The following is a 14,851-nucleotide window of genomic DNA, read 5'->3' on the forward strand; positions in this document are numbered from 1 at the left end:
TGAACCGGTACTGCAGGCCGCCCCCGCGGGGCGGCCGCTCGTCCTTAGCGGGCCGACTTCACATCGGCGGGCTGCACGACGGGATCCTGGCCCTTGCCCGCGTTGCTCCAGGCATTGCGGGTATAGGTGATGGCGGCGGCGATCTCGACGTCGGACAGGTGCGCGAACGAGGCCATGGCGGTGCCGGGACGGCCCTTCAGCACGGTTTCGATCTGCTTGTCCTTGGGGCCCAGTACGGTCGGGTCGGCATCCAGCGCGGGGAAGGTGCCCGGCACGCCCTTGCCGTTGGCCTGGTGACAGGCCACGCAATTGGACGCGAACACCTTTTCGCCGCGGGTCTTCAGTTCGTCGGCCGTCCAGGTCTTGTTGGGATCGTCGGCTTGCGCGGCCAGCTTGGCCTTCTGCTCCTCGACCCACTTACTATAGTCCTCCTGGGAGACGACCTTCACGACGATGGGCATGAAGGCGTGGTCCTTGCCGCACAGTTCCGCGCACTGGCCGCGGAATTCGCCGGTTTTCTCGGCGCGGAACCAGGTGTCGCGCACGAATCCGGGGATCGCGTCCTGCTTGACGCCGAAGGCCGGCACCATCCACGCGTGGATGACGTCGTTGGCGGTGGTGATGACGCGGACCTTCTTGTTGACCGGCACGACCAGGGGATTGTCGACCTCGATCAGGTAGTTGTCGCCCTTGGGTTCGGTACCGTTGCGCTGCTCCATCGGGGTGGACAGGTTGGACAGGAAGGAGATGCCCTCGCCTTCGCCGTTCAGGTAGTCGTAGCCCCATTTCCATTGGTAGCCGGTGGCCTTCACCGTCAGGTCGGCATTGGACGTGTCCTTCATCGCGACCACGGTCTTGGTGGCCGGCAGGGCCATGCCGATCACGATCAGGAACGGAATCACGGTCCAGGCGACTTCGACGCCTATGCTCTCGTGGAACGACGCGGGCTTGGCGCCGCGCGACTTCCGGTGCGCCCAGATGGAATAGAACATCACCGCGAACACCGCGATGAAGATGACCAAACAGATGGCCAGCATCATCCAGTGCAGCCACTCGATCTGCGCCGCGATGCTGGTGACGGGCTCGTGCAGATTGAGCTGATTGACTTTCGGGCCGCCCACGCTGTCGTTGACGGCAAATGCTGCGTTGCCGGCCAGCATGCTGACCATCAACGCCCCCAACGACCCACCCAACCACTTCTTCATGTCCGACCTCGAAGAACAGCGTTTAGTGTTATTCAGGCAGCCGACACCGTGCGCAGCTTGCGCGGGCCCCCACCGCCACAAAACTCCTTACCATGCGCCTTGGAAAATAATTATGTTGCTAGCGCATAGAATCGCAGGATTATACGGGGTGCCAGACAGGACCAGCAACCCGACCCGCTTCCGAGCAGGCTCAACGCACTCCGCCACGCCGTATGGACGAGACCGGAACGTGCGTCTCGCCTGGCGCCGAACGGTACGACGCGGCCCGCCACGCATGGCCGTAGGCGACCTCGGCCGTCAGGCGGATCAGGCCGTCCGGCCCTCGTCCCGCCTCGATGGCCTCGACCAGCCGGGCGCGCCATGCGCGCGTGGCCAGCCCCCGCTTGCGGCCCCGCGCGGGATTGCCGCCCAGGCGCCGCACGTCGTCGAGCAGGCTGTCGGCATGCCGGTAGGTGAAGGTGAGCACCTCCTGGTCCATCACCGGATCCGCGAAACCGTTCTCGATCAGCAGGTCGCCGAAGTCGTGCATGTCGACGAACTCTGGCGTGGCCGTGGCAAGGCCCGCCCGCGCCACGGCCTCGCGCAGCTCGCGGAACGTCGCCGGCCCCAGGCAGCTGAACATCGCCAGCCCGCCCACGCGCAGCAGGCGGCGCCATTCGGCCAGCACCGCGTGCGGCTCGGGATGCCAGTGCAGCGCCATGTTGGACCAGACCAGGTCCAGCGACTCGGGCGGCAGGCCCGTTCCGGCCATGTCGGCCTGGACGAACGCCGGCAGTTGCGGCGCGCCGCGGCCGGCCAGCTTCAGCGCGGAATGGCGCAGCCGGGCCCCCACCGACGAGGGCAGGTGCAGCCGGCGCGCATGGGCCAGCACCGCGGCGCTGAGATCCACGCCGGTATAGGCGGCCCCGGGATAGCGCGCCTGCAGGCGCTCCAGCGCCGCGCCGGCGCCGCAGCCCGCATCCAGCATGGCCTTGGGCGCCAGCCGGATGTATTCCAGGCGCTCGAACATGCGGGCGCCTATCTCGCCGTACAGGAACTGCGCCGCCTCCAGGTCGCCCCGGCGCCCGAACTGCAGCGCGACGTGCTCGCGCGCCAGCGGCAGCGACGGCAGGCGGTCTGGATGGGAGCTTTCTGTCATTGCAACACGCACGAAAATCCAAGGAATCCCTAAACTGCGGCGCAAAAGCGCCCGGGCGCACGGGCCGCGCCCACCCTCCATGATGCCACCGACAGATTTTTCATGCCCGGACCCTTTCCCATGCCGCGCTGGCGGCACCTGGCGGCGCGCCTGCGGGCGCTCGTGCCGTCCGACTGCCCGCTGTGCGCCGGCCGCAGCCGGGGCGGCATGCTGTGCGCCGCCTGCGAAGACGCCGTCTGCTGGACCGCCCGCACCTCGCCGGGGCTGGGCCTGCCGTGGCGCTGCGCCCGGTGCGCGCTGCCCCTGCCGGAGCACGACACCGCCTGCCCCGACTGCGCGGGCCAGGTTCCGGCGTTCACCCGCACCATCATCGCCTTCGACTATGCGCCGCCGGCCGACGCCCTGGTGCTGCAACTGAAGAACGGCCGCCGCTATGGCCGGGCCGACCTGCTGGGCAACCTCCTGGCCGAAGCGGTGCGCCACCAGGCTCGACCCCTGGAGCCCGGGACCGTATTGGTTCCCATTCCGTCGTCCTACGCCTCGCTGCGGCGGCGCGGCTTCAACCCCGCCGCCGAGATCGCCCGCGCCCTGGGCCGCGACCTGGCGCTGCCGGTGCGGCACGACCTGCTGCGCCGCAGCCGCGAACAGGCCAAGCAGAGCGGCCTGGGGCGCCTGGGCAGGCGCGAGGCGGTGCGGGGACTGTATGCTTGCGCTCCCCGGGCCGGCGGGCTGCGCATCGGCCTGGTGGACGACGTCATGACCACGGGCAGCACCCTGCATGCAGCGGCGGCCGCGCTGCGGATGGCCGGGGCCGCCTCGGTGGTCGCATTGGCCGTCGCGCGCACCCCAGGGCAATTCCCAGCCGGTTCGCGCGCAAGGCCACGGGCAGAATGTCGGGACTGAGGCAACAAACGATTTCGATCGATTTCAAACCCGGGCTTCTTGTCAACACATTGCGGCGCAACTGGAATACCTTAGAGGGCGCCGCGATCCGGGGCATTTTCCTCGCGGCGCGAATCAGGCAAGCCTTTTCTGGAACTCCATGGCCGATATTCCCCCTCAGCCCGAACGGGCTCCGTCTTCTTCCACGTCGAACGGCAAGAAAAAACTGCGCTGGCTCTGGCTGGCGGTCGTGGTCGCCCTGGCCGGCGGCGGATACTGGTGGTGGCATGCGCGCCAGCAGGCGGCGCCCGACGCGGGCAAGCCGGGGGCCGGCGCACCGCGCGGACCCGGCGGCCCGGGCGGCCCCGGCGGCTTCCAGGCGGCCACGCCGGTCCGGGTCTCGCCCGCCCGAGCCGAGGACATGAAGGTCTATCTGAAGGCGCTGGGCACGGTTACCGCATACAACACGGCCACCGTGCGCAGCAAGGTCGACGGCGAGCTGCAGAAGATCCTTTTCCAGGAAGGCCAGCTCGTCAAGGCCGGCGACCTGCTGGTGCAGATCGACCCGCGCCCCTACCAGGTGGCGCTGGCCCAGGCCCAGGGCACGCTGGAACAGAACCGCGCGCAGCTCGACAACGCGCGGCGCGACCTCGAACGCTACCAGACCCTGTACGCGCAGGATTCGATCGCGCGCCAGCAGGTGGATACCCAGGTGGCCCTGGTGCGCCAGTACGAAGGCACGCTCAAGACCAACCAGGCCGCGGTGGACAACGCCAAGCTGCAGCTGGACTACACCCGCGTGGTGGCCCCGATCTCCGGCCGCCTGGGCCTGCGCCAGGTCGACCTGGGCAACCTCGTGCGCAGCAGCGACACCAACGGCCTGGTCATCATCACCCAGACCCAGCCCATTTCCCTGCTGTTCACCATCGCCGAGGCCGACCTGCCCGACGTGCTGGCCCAGTTGCGCGCGGGCAAGACGCTGGCCGTCCAGGCCTACGACCGGGCCGACGTGCGCCACATCGCCGACGGCGTGCTGACCACGGTGGACAACCAGATCGACACGACCACCGGCACGGTCAAGCTCAAGGCCCGCTTCGAGAACAAGGACGAAAGCCTGTTCCCGAACCAGTTCGTCAACGCCCGGCTGCACGTGCGCACGCTGGCCGGCGCCACGGTCATTCCCGCGGGGGCGGTGCAGCGGGGCACGCCGGGCACCTTCGTCTACGTCGTCAACGACGACAACACCGTGTCGCTGCGCGTGATCAAGCTCGGCCCGAGCGATGGCGAGCGCGTGTCGGTGCAGGAGGGGCTCAAGCCCGGTGACCGCATCGTGGTCGAGGGCGTGGACCGCCTGCGCGACGGCGCCCAGGTCCAGGTCGTGACAGGCAGCGAGGCCGTTCCCGAGGCCGCCGGCTCGCAGTTGCAGCGCGGCGCCGGCCAGGGCGCGCGCCGCCGAGGCAACGGACGCGCCGCGCCATGAATCCGTCGCGGCTGTTCATCCTGCGCCCCATCGCCACGTCGCTGGCGATGGTGGCGATCCTGCTGTCGGGGCTGATCGCCTACAAGATGCTGCCGGTCTCGGCCCTGCCCGAGGTCGACTACCCCACCATCCAGGTGGTCACGCAATATCCCGGCGCCAGCCCCGACGTCATGACCTCGCTGGTGACGGCTCCGCTGGAGCGCCAGTTCGGCCAGATGCCGGGCCTGAACCAGATGTCGTCCATCAGTTCGGGCGGCGCCTCGGTCATCACCCTGAAGTTCAACCTCGACCTGCCGCTGGACGTGGCCGAGCAAGAGGTCCAGGCCGCCATCAACGCCGGCTCGAACCTGCTGCCCAACGACCTGCCCGCGCCGCCCATCTACAACAAGGTCAATCCCGCCGACACGCCGGTCCTGACGCTGGCGATCAGCTCGCCCACGCTGCCGCTCTACCAGGTGCGCGACCTGGTGGACACGCGCATGGCGCAGAAGATTTCGCAGGTATCGGGCGTGGGCCTGGTCAGCATCGCCGGCGGCCAACGCCCGGCCGTGCGCATCCGCGCGAATCCGCGCGCCCTGGCCTCGGTGGGGCTAAACCTCGGCAATATCCGCACCGCCATCACCGGCGCCAACGTCAACCAGCCCAAGGGCAACTTCGACGGTCCCACGCGCGCCACCACGCTCGACGCCAACGACCAGTTGAAGACCATCGAGCAGTACCGCGACCTGATCATCGCCTACGCCAACAACGCGCCGGTGCGGCTGTCGGACGTGGCCGAGATCGAGCGCGACGCCGAGAACACCCGCCAGGCCGCCTGGGCCGGCGGCCAGCCCGCCATCCTGCTGAACGTGCAGCGCCAACCCGGGGCCAACGTGATCCAGGTGGTGGACAACATCCGCAAGCTGCTGCCCGACCTGCAGGCGGCCCTGCCCAGCACGCTGGACGTGGCCGTGCTGTCGGACCGCACCGAATCCATCCGCTCGTCCGTGAAGGACGTGCAGTTCGAGCTGATGCTGGCGGTCGCGCTGGTGGTCATGGTCACCTTCGTGTTCCTGCGCAACCTCACGGCCACCATCATCCCGAGCGTGGTCGTGCCGTTGTCGCTGATCGGCACCTTCGGCGTCATGTACCTGGCCGGTTTCAGCATCAACAACCTCACGCTGATGGCGCTGACCATCGCCACCGGCTTCGTGGTGGACGACGCCATCGTCATGATCGAGAACATCGCCCGCTATCTGGAGCAGGGCGAGACGCCGGTGCAGGCGGCCCTGAAGGGCGCGGCGCAGATCGGCTTCACGCTGATCTCGCTCACGTTCTCGCTGATCGCCGTGCTGATCCCGCTGCTGTTCATGGGCGACGTGATCGGCCGGCTGTTCCGCGAGTTCGCCATCACGCTGGCGGTCTCCATCCTGATCTCGCTGGTGGTCTCGCTCAGCCTGACTCCCATGATGTGCTCGAAGTACCTGCGGCACATACCCGACGAGGAACAGGGCCGGTTCTACCGCAAGAGCGGCGAATGGTTCGACCGCATCATCGCCGGCTACGACCGCATGCTGCGCTGGGTGCTTTCGCACCAGCCGCTGACGCTGCTGGTCGCGCTGGGCACGCTGCTGCTGACGGTGCTGCTGTACGCCGTCATCCCCAAGGGCTTCTTTCCCCAGCAGGACACGGGCGTCATCCAGGCCATCAGCGAAAGCTCGCCGTCGGTATCCTTCGCCGCCATGGCGCGGCGCCAGCAGGCCGCGGCCGACATCATCCTGCGCGACCCCGACGTGGCCAGCCTGTCGTCCTTCATCGGCGTGGACGGCACCAACGCCACGCTCAACACCGGCCGCCTGCAGATCAACCTGAAGCCCCATGCCGAACGCAGCGCGTCGGCGGCGCAGGTGATCGCCCGCCTGCAGCCGCAACTGGACAAGCTCGAGGACCTGCGGCTGTACATGCAACCGGTGCAGGACCTGACCATCGAGGACAGCGTCAGCCGCACCCAGTACCAGTTCACGCTGCAGGACCCCGACCTGGACACCCTGGGCACCTGGACCCGCAAGCTGGTCGACCGGCTCAGGCAGTTGCCGCAGCTGGCCGACGTCACCCACGACCTGCAGGACCGCGGCCTGCAGACCTACGTCGAGATCGACCGCAATGCCGCCTCGCGGCTGGGCGTGACCGCGGCCGACATCAACAACGCGTTGTACGACGCGCTGGGCCAGCGGCTGATATCGACCATCTTCACCCAGGCCAACCAGTACCGCGTGGTGCTGGAAGCGGCGCCGCAGTTCCGCCAGGACCCGTCGTCGCTGTCACAGATCTACGTGGCGACCGCCGACGGCAAGCAGGTGCCGCTGACCAACATCGTGCAGGTATCCGAACGGACGACGGCGCTGTCGATCAGCCACCTGGGCCAGTTCCCCTCGGCCACGGTCTCGTTCAACCTGGCCCATGGCGCCTCGCTCAGCGGCGCGGTGGACGCCATCCTGCAGGCCGAGCACGAGATCGGCATGCCGCTCGGCATCCAGACCAGCTTCCAGGGCGCGGCCCAGGCCTTCCAGGCCTCGCTGAACAGCACGCTGCTGCTGATCCTGGCGGCCATCGCCACGATGTACATTGTGCTGGGCGTGCTGTACGAAAGCTACATCCACCCCATCACCATCCTGTCCACCCTGCCTTCGGCCGGGGTGGGCGCGCTGCTGGCGCTGATGATCGCGGGCAGCGATCTCGACATGATCGGCATCATCGGGATCATCCTGTTGATCGGCATCGTGAAGAAGAATGCCATCATGATGATCGATTTCGCGCTCGAGGCCGAGCGCAAGCAGGGCATGGCGCCGCGCGACGCCATCCACCAGGCCGCGCTGCTGCGCTTCCGGCCCATCCTGATGACGACCTGCGCCGCGCTGTTCGGCGCCGTGCCGCTGATGCTCAGTACCGGTAGCGGCGCCGAGCTGCGCCAGCCGCTGGGCATCGTGATGGTGGGCGGCCTGCTGTTCAGCCAGTTGCTGACGCTGTTCACGACGCCGGTCATCTACCTGATGTTCGACCGCCTGGGCCACGCGATGAACCGCAGGCGCGAACGGCGCACGGCCTCGCTGGGCCAGCCGGGCGGCACGCCATGAACATCTCCGCGCCGTTCATCATGCGGCCGGTGGCCACGGTGCTGCTGGCCATCGCCGTGGTGCTGGCCGGCGCCCTGGCCTTCGTCAAGCTGCCGGTCGCGCCCTTGCCGCAAGTGGACTTCCCCACGATATCGGTGCGCGCCAGCCTGCCCGGCGCCAGCCCCGAGACCATGGCCTCCAGCGTCGCCACGCCCCTGGAGCGCGCGCTGGGCAGCATCGCCGGGATCAGCGAGATGACCTCGCGCAGCACCCAGGGCTCGGCCAGCATCACGCTGCAATTCGACCTGAGCCGCGACATCGACGGCGCTGCGCGCGACGTGCAGGGCGCCATCAACGCGGCGCGCACCATGCTGCCCAGCGCGCTGCGCAGCAATCCGACCTACACCAAGCGCAACCCTGCCTCGGCGCCCATCATGGTGCTGGCGCTGACCTCGCCCACGCTGGACCAGGGCCAGCTCTACGACGTGGGCTCGACCATCCTGGCGCAGCGCATCGCGCAGATCAAGGGTGTCAGCGACGTCCAGGTGGGCGGCAGTTCGCTTCCCGCGGTGCGGGTGGAACTGAACCCCACCGCGCTCAACCAGTACGGCATCGCGCTGGACGAAGTGCGCACCGCGCTGAACAACGCCAACGCGCGCGGCCCGAAAGGCGTGCTCGAGAACGACGAGACGAGCTGGCAGGTCGCCACCAACGACCAGTTGCGCAAGGCGCGCGAGTATCGCGGGCTGATCGTGGCCTACCGCAACGGCTCGCCCGTGATGCTGAGCGACGTGGCGCGCGTCGAGGATTCGGTGGAAGACCTCTTCAACATGGGCTTCCTGAACAACAGCCCGGCCATCCTGCTGGTGGTGGGGCGCCAGGCCGACGCCAACATCATCGAGACGGTGGACCGCATCCGCGAAGCGCTGCCGCAGATGCAGGCGCTGCTGCCGGGCGACGTGGCGCTGACCGTGGCGCAGGACCGCACGCCCAGCATCCGCGCCTCGCTGGCCGAGGCCGAGCACACGCTCATCATCGCCGTCATCCTGGTCATCCTGGTGGTGCTGCTGTTCCTGCGCAACGTCCGCGCCGCCATCATCCCCAGCGTGGCGGTGCCGGTCTCGCTCATCGCCACCTTCGCCGTGATGTACCTGTGCGGCTACTCGCTCAACACCATGTCGCTGATGGCACTGATCGTCGCCACCGGTTTCGTGGTGGACGACGCCATCGTCGTGCTGGAGAACATCTCGCGGCACCTGGAGGCCGGCATGTCGCCGCTGCGGGCGGCCCTCGTGGGCTCGCGCGAGGTCGGCTTCACGGTGCTGTCGATGAGCCTGTCGCTGATCGCGGTATTCATCCCCATCCTGCTGATGGGCGACATCGTCGGCCGGCTGTTCCGCGAATTCTCGGTCACGCTGTCCGCCGCCATCCTGATGTCGCTGATCGTGTCCGTCACCCTGACGCCCATGATGTGCGCCCGCATGCTGCGCCCGGTGCGCGAGCAGCGGCCCCCGGGGCGGATCTCCCGCCTGATGGAAGCCGGCTTCGCCGGCATGACGCGGGGCTACGGCCGGGCGCTGCACTGGGTGCTGCGCCATTCGCTGCTGACCCTGCTCGTGCTGGGCGTGGTAATCGGGCTCAATGTCTACCTGTACGTCAAGGTGCCCAAGGGCTTCTTCCCCCAGCAGGACACGGGCCAGCTGATGGGCTTCATCCGCGCCGACCAGGGCACGTCCTTCCAGGCCATGCGTCCCAAGCTGGAATACTTCCGCAAGGTGGTGCTGGCCGATCCGGCGGTCGAGAGCATGGTCGGCTACAGCGGCGGACGCGGCGGCAGCAACACCAGCTTCATGATGATCCAGCTCAAGCCGCTGGCCGAGCGCAAGGTATCGGTGGACGAGGTGATGAACCGGCTTCGGGGCAGGCTGGGCAACGTGCCCGGCGCGCGCATGTTCCTGATGCCCAACCAGGACATACGCATCGGGGCCCGCATGTCCAACTCCAGCTATCAGTATTCGCTGAAGGCCTCGGAGCTGTCGGCGCTGCGCACCTGGATGCCGCGCGTGACGCGCGCGCTGGCCGCGCTGCCCGAGCTGGCCGACGTCGACGTGGACGTCGAGGACAAGGGGCGGCAGATCTCGCTGGAGATCGACCGCGAGACCGCGACGCGGCTGGGGGTGAACATGTCGATGATCGCCGCGGTGCTGAACAACTCGTTCAGCCAGCGGCAGGTCTCGGTCATCTACAACCCGCTCAACCAGTACCGGGTGGTCATGGAGGTGGACCAGCGCTTCGCGCAGAACGCGGACGCGCTGCAGCAGGTCACCGTCGTCACCTCGACCGGCGCGCGGGTGCCGCTGTCGGCCTTCGCGAAGTGGCGCACCACGAACGCGCCGCTGAGCGTCTCGCACGAGAGCCAGTTCGCCGCCGACACCGTCTCCTTCAACCTGGCCCCGGGCGTATCGCTGGAACAGGCCACGCGCGCGGTCAACGAGGCAGTCGCCCGCATCAGTCTGCCCACCACCGAGATCCAGGCGGGCTTCGCCGGCAGCGCCAAGGCGCTGCAATCGTCGCTGAGCGCCCAGCCCTGGCTGATCCTGGCCGCGCTGGTCACCATGTACCTGGTGCTGGGCATGCTGTACGAAAGCTACATCCATCCGCTGACCATCCTGTCCACCCTGCCCTCGGCCGGGCTGGGGGCCCTGCTGGCGCTGATGATGCTGGGCCGGGAGTTCTCGCTGATCGCCCTGATCGGGGTGTTCCTGCTGATCGGCATCGTCAAGAAGAACGCCATCATGATGGTGGACTTCGCGCTGGATGCGGAGCGGCGGCGCGGGCTGAGTTCGCGCGAGGCCATCCACGAAGCCTGCCTGATGCGCTTTCGTCCCATCCTGATGACCACCATGGCGGCCATCCTGGGCGCCGTACCGCTGGTGATCAGCACGGGCGCCGGCGCCGAGCTGCGCCAGCCGCTGGGCATCACCATCGTCGGCGGGCTGGTCGTCAGCCAGTTGCTGACGCTGTTCACCACCCCGGTGGTCTACCTGTATCTCGACCGCCTGCACTGGCGGGCGCAACGGCGCTGGGGCCGGCCGCGATCGGCGGGCCTTGCGCTACCCGGAGACAATCTATGACCAAGACGTGGCCCGCCGTGGCGGGCACGCCCCGCCCTTCGCCGCTTTCCGATGACCGCCCGCCGCGGACCGGCGGCGCGCGCCTGGCCGTCTGCGCCGCGCTGGCCGCCCTGCTGGCCGGATGCGCCATGGGGCCCGATTACGTGCGGCCGACCGTGAACAGCGGCGTCCAGTTCAAGGAAGCCGCCGGCTGGAAGGCCGCCGAGCCTCGCGACGACGTCCGCCGCGGCCCGTGGTGGGAGGTCTTCGGCGACCCCGAGCTGTCGCGCCTGATGGCGCAGGTCGAGACCGCCAACCAGACCATCGCCCAGGCCGAGGCGCAGTACCGGCAGGCGCTGGCCACCGTGCAGGCCACGCGCGCCGGGCAGTTCCCCACGCTGAGCGGCAGCGCCTCGGCCACGCGCAGCGGTACCGGCACCAGCAGCAGCACCACCACCAACAGCAGCGGCGTCGTCATCAGCCAGGGCGGCTCGCAAAGCATCCGCAACCAATACAGCATGAGCGCCACGGCCAGCTGGGAAGCCGACCTGTGGGGCCGCATCCGCCGCAGCATCGAGGCCGACACCGCCAGCGCCCAGGCCAGCGCGGCCAACCTGGCCAATGCCCACCTGAGCGCACAGGCCGAACTGGCGCGCAATTACTTCCAGTTGCGGATCATGGACGAGCAACAGCGCCTGCTGGAAACCACCATCAAGGTCTATGAACGCTCGCTGCGCCTGAACGAGAACCGCTATGCGGTGGGCGTCTCGGCCAAGGCCGAGATCGCCCAGGCGCGCACCCAGCTGGAATCGACGCGGGCCCAGGCCGTGGACCTGCGCTGGCAGCGCGCCCAGCTCGAGCACGCCATCGCCATCCTGGCCGGCCAGCCGCCGTCCGAGTTCAGCCTGGCGCCCACGGAATTCCGGGCCATGCTGCCCGCCATCCCGGTGGGCCTGCCCTCGGAGCTGCTGGAACGCCGGCCCGACATCGCCGCGGCCGAACGCCAGGTCCAGGCGGCCAATGCCCGCATCGGCGTCGCCAAGGCGGCCTACTTCCCGTCGTTGACGCTGTCGGCCTCGCTGGGTTATCGCAGTTCGCAGTTCTCGGACTGGCTGACCGCGCCGGCGCGCTTCTGGTCTCTTGGCCCTTCGCTGGCCGCGCCGCTGTTCGACGCCGGCCTGCGCCGCGCGCAGACCCGCCAGGCCGAAGCCACTTACGACCAGCAGGTGGCCGCCTACCGGCAGACTGTGCTGTCCGCGCTGGGTGAGGTGGAGAACTATCTGTCGCAACTGCGCGTGATGGAGGAAGAGCAGGCCGTGCAACAGCGTGCCCTGGATGCGGCGCGCGAATCGCTGCGGCTCACCACCAACCAGTTCGAGTCCGGCCTGATCGACTACCTGAGCGTGGTCACGGTGCAGACCTCGGCGCTCAGCAACGAACGCACCGCGCTGTCATTGCTGGGCAATCGCCTGACCGCCAGCGTGAACCTGATCGCAGCGCTGGGCGGCGGCTGGCACGCCGACGCCCTGGCTTCGAAGCAGGACGGCGCCAAGGCCGATACGGCCACGCAATGACGGACGGCCACACCATCGGGCGCTGCGGCCCCGCCGACGTCGCCGATTGGGCCACCCTGCGCGACGCCCTCTGGCCCGGCGAAGGCACGATGGCCAAGACCGAGCAGGTGCGCGGCATCCTGGACGGCCCACCCGACGCCGAGGCGGCCTGGATCGCGCGCGACGCCGCCGGCCGGGCTATCGGCCTGGCCGAGGCGTCGCTGCGGCGGGACTACGTGAACGGCTGCGAGACCTCGCCCGTGGGTTTCCTGGAAGGCATTTACGTGGACCCGGCCGCGCGACGCCAGGGTGTCGCGCGGCGCCTGTGCGCGGCGGCCGAGGCCTGGGCGCGGTCGCTGGGCTGCACCGAGTTCGCCTCGGACGCGGCCGCCGACGCCGTTGGCTCGCAGCACATGCACCGGGCCCTGGGCTTCGAGGAAACCGAGAGGGTCGTGTACTTCCGCAAGGCCTTGGCCGAACGCGGCTAGACGCCGCCCGCCCGTCAGACGTCCACGACGGGAACAAAGCCGCCGAATATCATGCGCTTGCCGTCGAAAGGCATGGTTTCGCCCATGCTCTTCATGCGTGGGTCGGACATCATCTTCTGGTTGGCGGCATCCCGTACTTCCTTGGACGGATACTCGAACCAGCTGAAGACGACCACTTCGTCTTCCTTGGCCTGCACGGCCCGGCGGAAATCGGTCAGCTTGCCGTCGGGCACGTCGTCGCCCCAGCACTCGACCATGCGCGTGACGCCGAATTCCTTGAACAGCGGCGCCGCGTCGGCGGCGTGCTTGATGTACTGCTCCTTGTTGGCGGCCGGCACGGCCACGAGGAAACCCTCCACGTATTTCATCGCCATCGTCGATCTCCTTTGCGGGTGTGGCGGTCCGCCCCGCGGCGAACCGGTCTTCGTTGGCGATCATGCCTCGCCAATTTGACATTTATGTTGATATCAACATAATAGCCTCATCATGTCAAAGAAAATTCCGTTCGACACCACGCAGGAAGTGCGCGACACCTGCCTGTGCCTGCACGTGCAGCGCGCGGCGCGGGCGCTGGCCAAGCGCTTCGACGATGCCCTGCGGCCGGCGGGCCTGACCAATGGGCAATTCTCGCTGCTGATGTCGCTGAACCGGCCCGAGCCTCCCCCCATGGCGCCCGTGGCCCAATTGCTGGCCATGGACAGGACGACACTGACCGCCGCCCTGAAGCCGCTGGAGCGCGAGGGACTGGTGCGGGTGGACGTGGACCCCGGCGACCGCCGCAGCCGCCTGCTGGTCCTGACCGAAAAGGGACATGCGGCCCTGGCGCGGGCACTGCCCATCTGGCGCGCCACCCATGCTGGAATCGACGCCGACCTGGGCGAGCACCCGGCCGCCGCGCTGCGGGCGGGCCTGGCGGCGCTGTCCTGATACGGGACAAGGCGCGCAACCGCCTTTTGCGTAACATAGCGCGCATCCCTTTCTCTTTCCCATCCCATGCCCAGCAAGCGCGACACCGCCACGCCCCTTTCGTCCCCTGCCGATACCGCGCCCGCCAGGGCCGCCTCCCGCCGCAGCAAGGTGCAGTCGGCCGGCACCGGCATGGCGGTGCTCAAGACCCTGGCCGCCATGGGGGGCGCCGCGCCGCTGACCGCGCTGGCGGGCCGGCTGGGGGAAAGCCCGGCCAAGGTCCACCGCTACCTGGCCAGCCTGGTCGAGGCCGGGTTCGTCATCCAGGACCCGGCCACCTCGCGTTACGTGCTGGGCCCCGAATCGCTGGCCATCGGGCTGGCCGCCATGCGGCAGTCGGACGCCCTGACGCTGGCCGCCGCCGAACTGGCGCGGCTGGGCGAATCGCACAACCTGTCCTGCTTCGTCTCGGTGCTGGGCAACGCCGGCCCGACCATCGTCCGCTGGAGCGAGCCGGTCCAGCCGGTGGCGGTGAATGTGCGTGTCGGCTCGGTCATGCCGGTGCTGTGGTCGGCCACCGGGCGGGCCTTCGGCGCCTTTGCGCGGTCGGCGGTGCTCGACGCGCTGGTCGCGGGCGAACTGGCCGGCGCCACGCCCGAGCACCGCCGCCAGGTTCCCGACCGCGAGGCCGCCGACCGCCTGTTCGCCGCCGTCCGCGCCATGGGCTGCGCCCCCGTGCGCGACGTGATGCTGAACGGCATCAGCGCGGTGGCGGCCCCCGTGTTCAACGCCGACGGTGCCGTCACCGTGGTCATCACGGCGCTGGGCCCGACCGGCGCCTTCGATCCGGAACCGGGCGGGGAGGTCGCCCGGTGGGTCCGCGAAGCGGCCGACGCCGTCAGCAAGCGGCTGGGCTACGGTATCTAGGTGTAATCGGCAGTTCTCTTTTTACGCATTGCGTACAATAATTACGCAAATTGATCCCCTTCCCGGG

The 14,851-nt window shown here is 68.9% G+C and carries 11 protein-coding genes; 8 read left to right on the forward strand and 3 right to left on the reverse strand.

Features of this window, described 5'->3' with window-relative positions:
• Positions 1-44 precede the first annotated feature (44 nt).
• Positions 45-1,205: a cytochrome c oxidase subunit II gene (gene coxB, locus CDO46_RS11670; protein WP_087838634.1), complete on the reverse strand. Its 1,161-nt coding sequence runs from the start codon at positions 1,203-1,205 to the stop codon at positions 45-47.
• Positions 1,206-1,395: 190 nt separating this feature from the next.
• Entirely contained in the window at positions 1,396-2,343 is a 948-nt protein-coding gene (locus tag CDO46_RS11675; protein WP_087838635.1) for a methyltransferase domain-containing protein, read from the reverse strand.
• Between the two features lie 102 nt (positions 2,344-2,445).
• Here CDO46_RS11675 and CDO46_RS11680 point away from each other — a divergent pair, with 102 nt between their 5' ends.
• The 6 genes from CDO46_RS11680 (at position 2,446) to aac(6') (ending at position 12,951) form a co-directional block, all read left to right on the forward strand.
• Positions 2,446-3,246: a ComF family protein gene (locus CDO46_RS11680; protein WP_140416858.1), complete on the forward strand. Its 801-nt coding sequence runs from the start codon at positions 2,446-2,448 to the stop codon at positions 3,244-3,246.
• Between the two features lie 139 nt (positions 3,247-3,385).
• The gene (locus tag CDO46_RS11685) at positions 3,386-4,705 is read left to right on the forward strand and encodes an MdtA/MuxA family multidrug efflux RND transporter periplasmic adaptor subunit (protein ID WP_087838636.1); all 1,320 of its coding nucleotides are present in this window, start codon (positions 3,386-3,388) and stop codon (positions 4,703-4,705) included.
• Positions 4,702-7,818 (forward strand): MdtB/MuxB family multidrug efflux RND transporter permease subunit, encoded by a 3,117-nt coding sequence (locus CDO46_RS11690; RefSeq protein ID WP_087838637.1) that lies wholly within the window; start codon positions 4,702-4,704, stop codon positions 7,816-7,818. Before CDO46_RS11685 ends, CDO46_RS11690 begins: the two co-directional genes overlap by 4 nt.
• Positions 7,815-10,931: a multidrug efflux RND transporter permease subunit gene (locus tag CDO46_RS11695; RefSeq protein ID WP_087838638.1), complete on the forward strand. Its 3,117-nt coding sequence runs from the start codon at positions 7,815-7,817 to the stop codon at positions 10,929-10,931. Before CDO46_RS11690 ends, CDO46_RS11695 begins: the two co-directional genes overlap by 4 nt.
• Positions 10,928-12,484, forward strand: coding sequence for an efflux transporter outer membrane subunit (locus CDO46_RS11700; protein ID WP_087838639.1), 1,557 nt, complete (start codon positions 10,928-10,930; stop codon positions 12,482-12,484). The genes CDO46_RS11695 and CDO46_RS11700 overlap by 4 nt, the downstream gene beginning before the upstream one ends.
• Positions 12,481-12,951, forward strand: coding sequence for an aminoglycoside 6'-N-acetyltransferase (gene aac(6'), locus CDO46_RS11705; RefSeq protein WP_087838640.1), 471 nt, complete (start codon positions 12,481-12,483; stop codon positions 12,949-12,951). Before CDO46_RS11700 ends, aac(6') begins: the two co-directional genes overlap by 4 nt.
• A gap of 14 nt (positions 12,952-12,965) precedes the next feature.
• Here aac(6') and CDO46_RS11710 read toward each other — a convergent pair whose 3' ends face one another.
• On the reverse strand, positions 12,966-13,319 hold the full coding sequence (locus CDO46_RS11710) for a DUF1428 domain-containing protein (protein WP_087838748.1): 354 nt from the start codon (positions 13,317-13,319) through the stop codon (positions 12,966-12,968).
• A gap of 118 nt (positions 13,320-13,437) precedes the next feature.
• Here CDO46_RS11710 and CDO46_RS11715 point away from each other — a divergent pair, with 118 nt between their 5' ends.
• Together CDO46_RS11715 and CDO46_RS11720 are read left to right on the forward strand one after the other, a co-directional pair.
• Positions 13,438-13,878, forward strand: coding sequence for a MarR family winged helix-turn-helix transcriptional regulator (locus CDO46_RS11715; protein ID WP_087838641.1), 441 nt, complete (start codon positions 13,438-13,440; stop codon positions 13,876-13,878).
• Positions 13,879-13,944: 66 nt separating this feature from the next.
• A complete protein-coding gene (locus CDO46_RS11720) occupies positions 13,945-14,784 on the forward strand; it encodes an IclR family transcriptional regulator (RefSeq protein WP_087838642.1) in 840 nt (279 codons plus the stop codon).
• Positions 14,785-14,851: the final 67 nt, after the last annotated feature.

The organism is Pigmentiphaga sp. NML030171, from assembly GCF_002188635.1.
Classification (GTDB): domain Bacteria; phylum Pseudomonadota; class Gammaproteobacteria; order Burkholderiales; family Burkholderiaceae_B; genus Pigmentiphaga; species Pigmentiphaga daeguensis.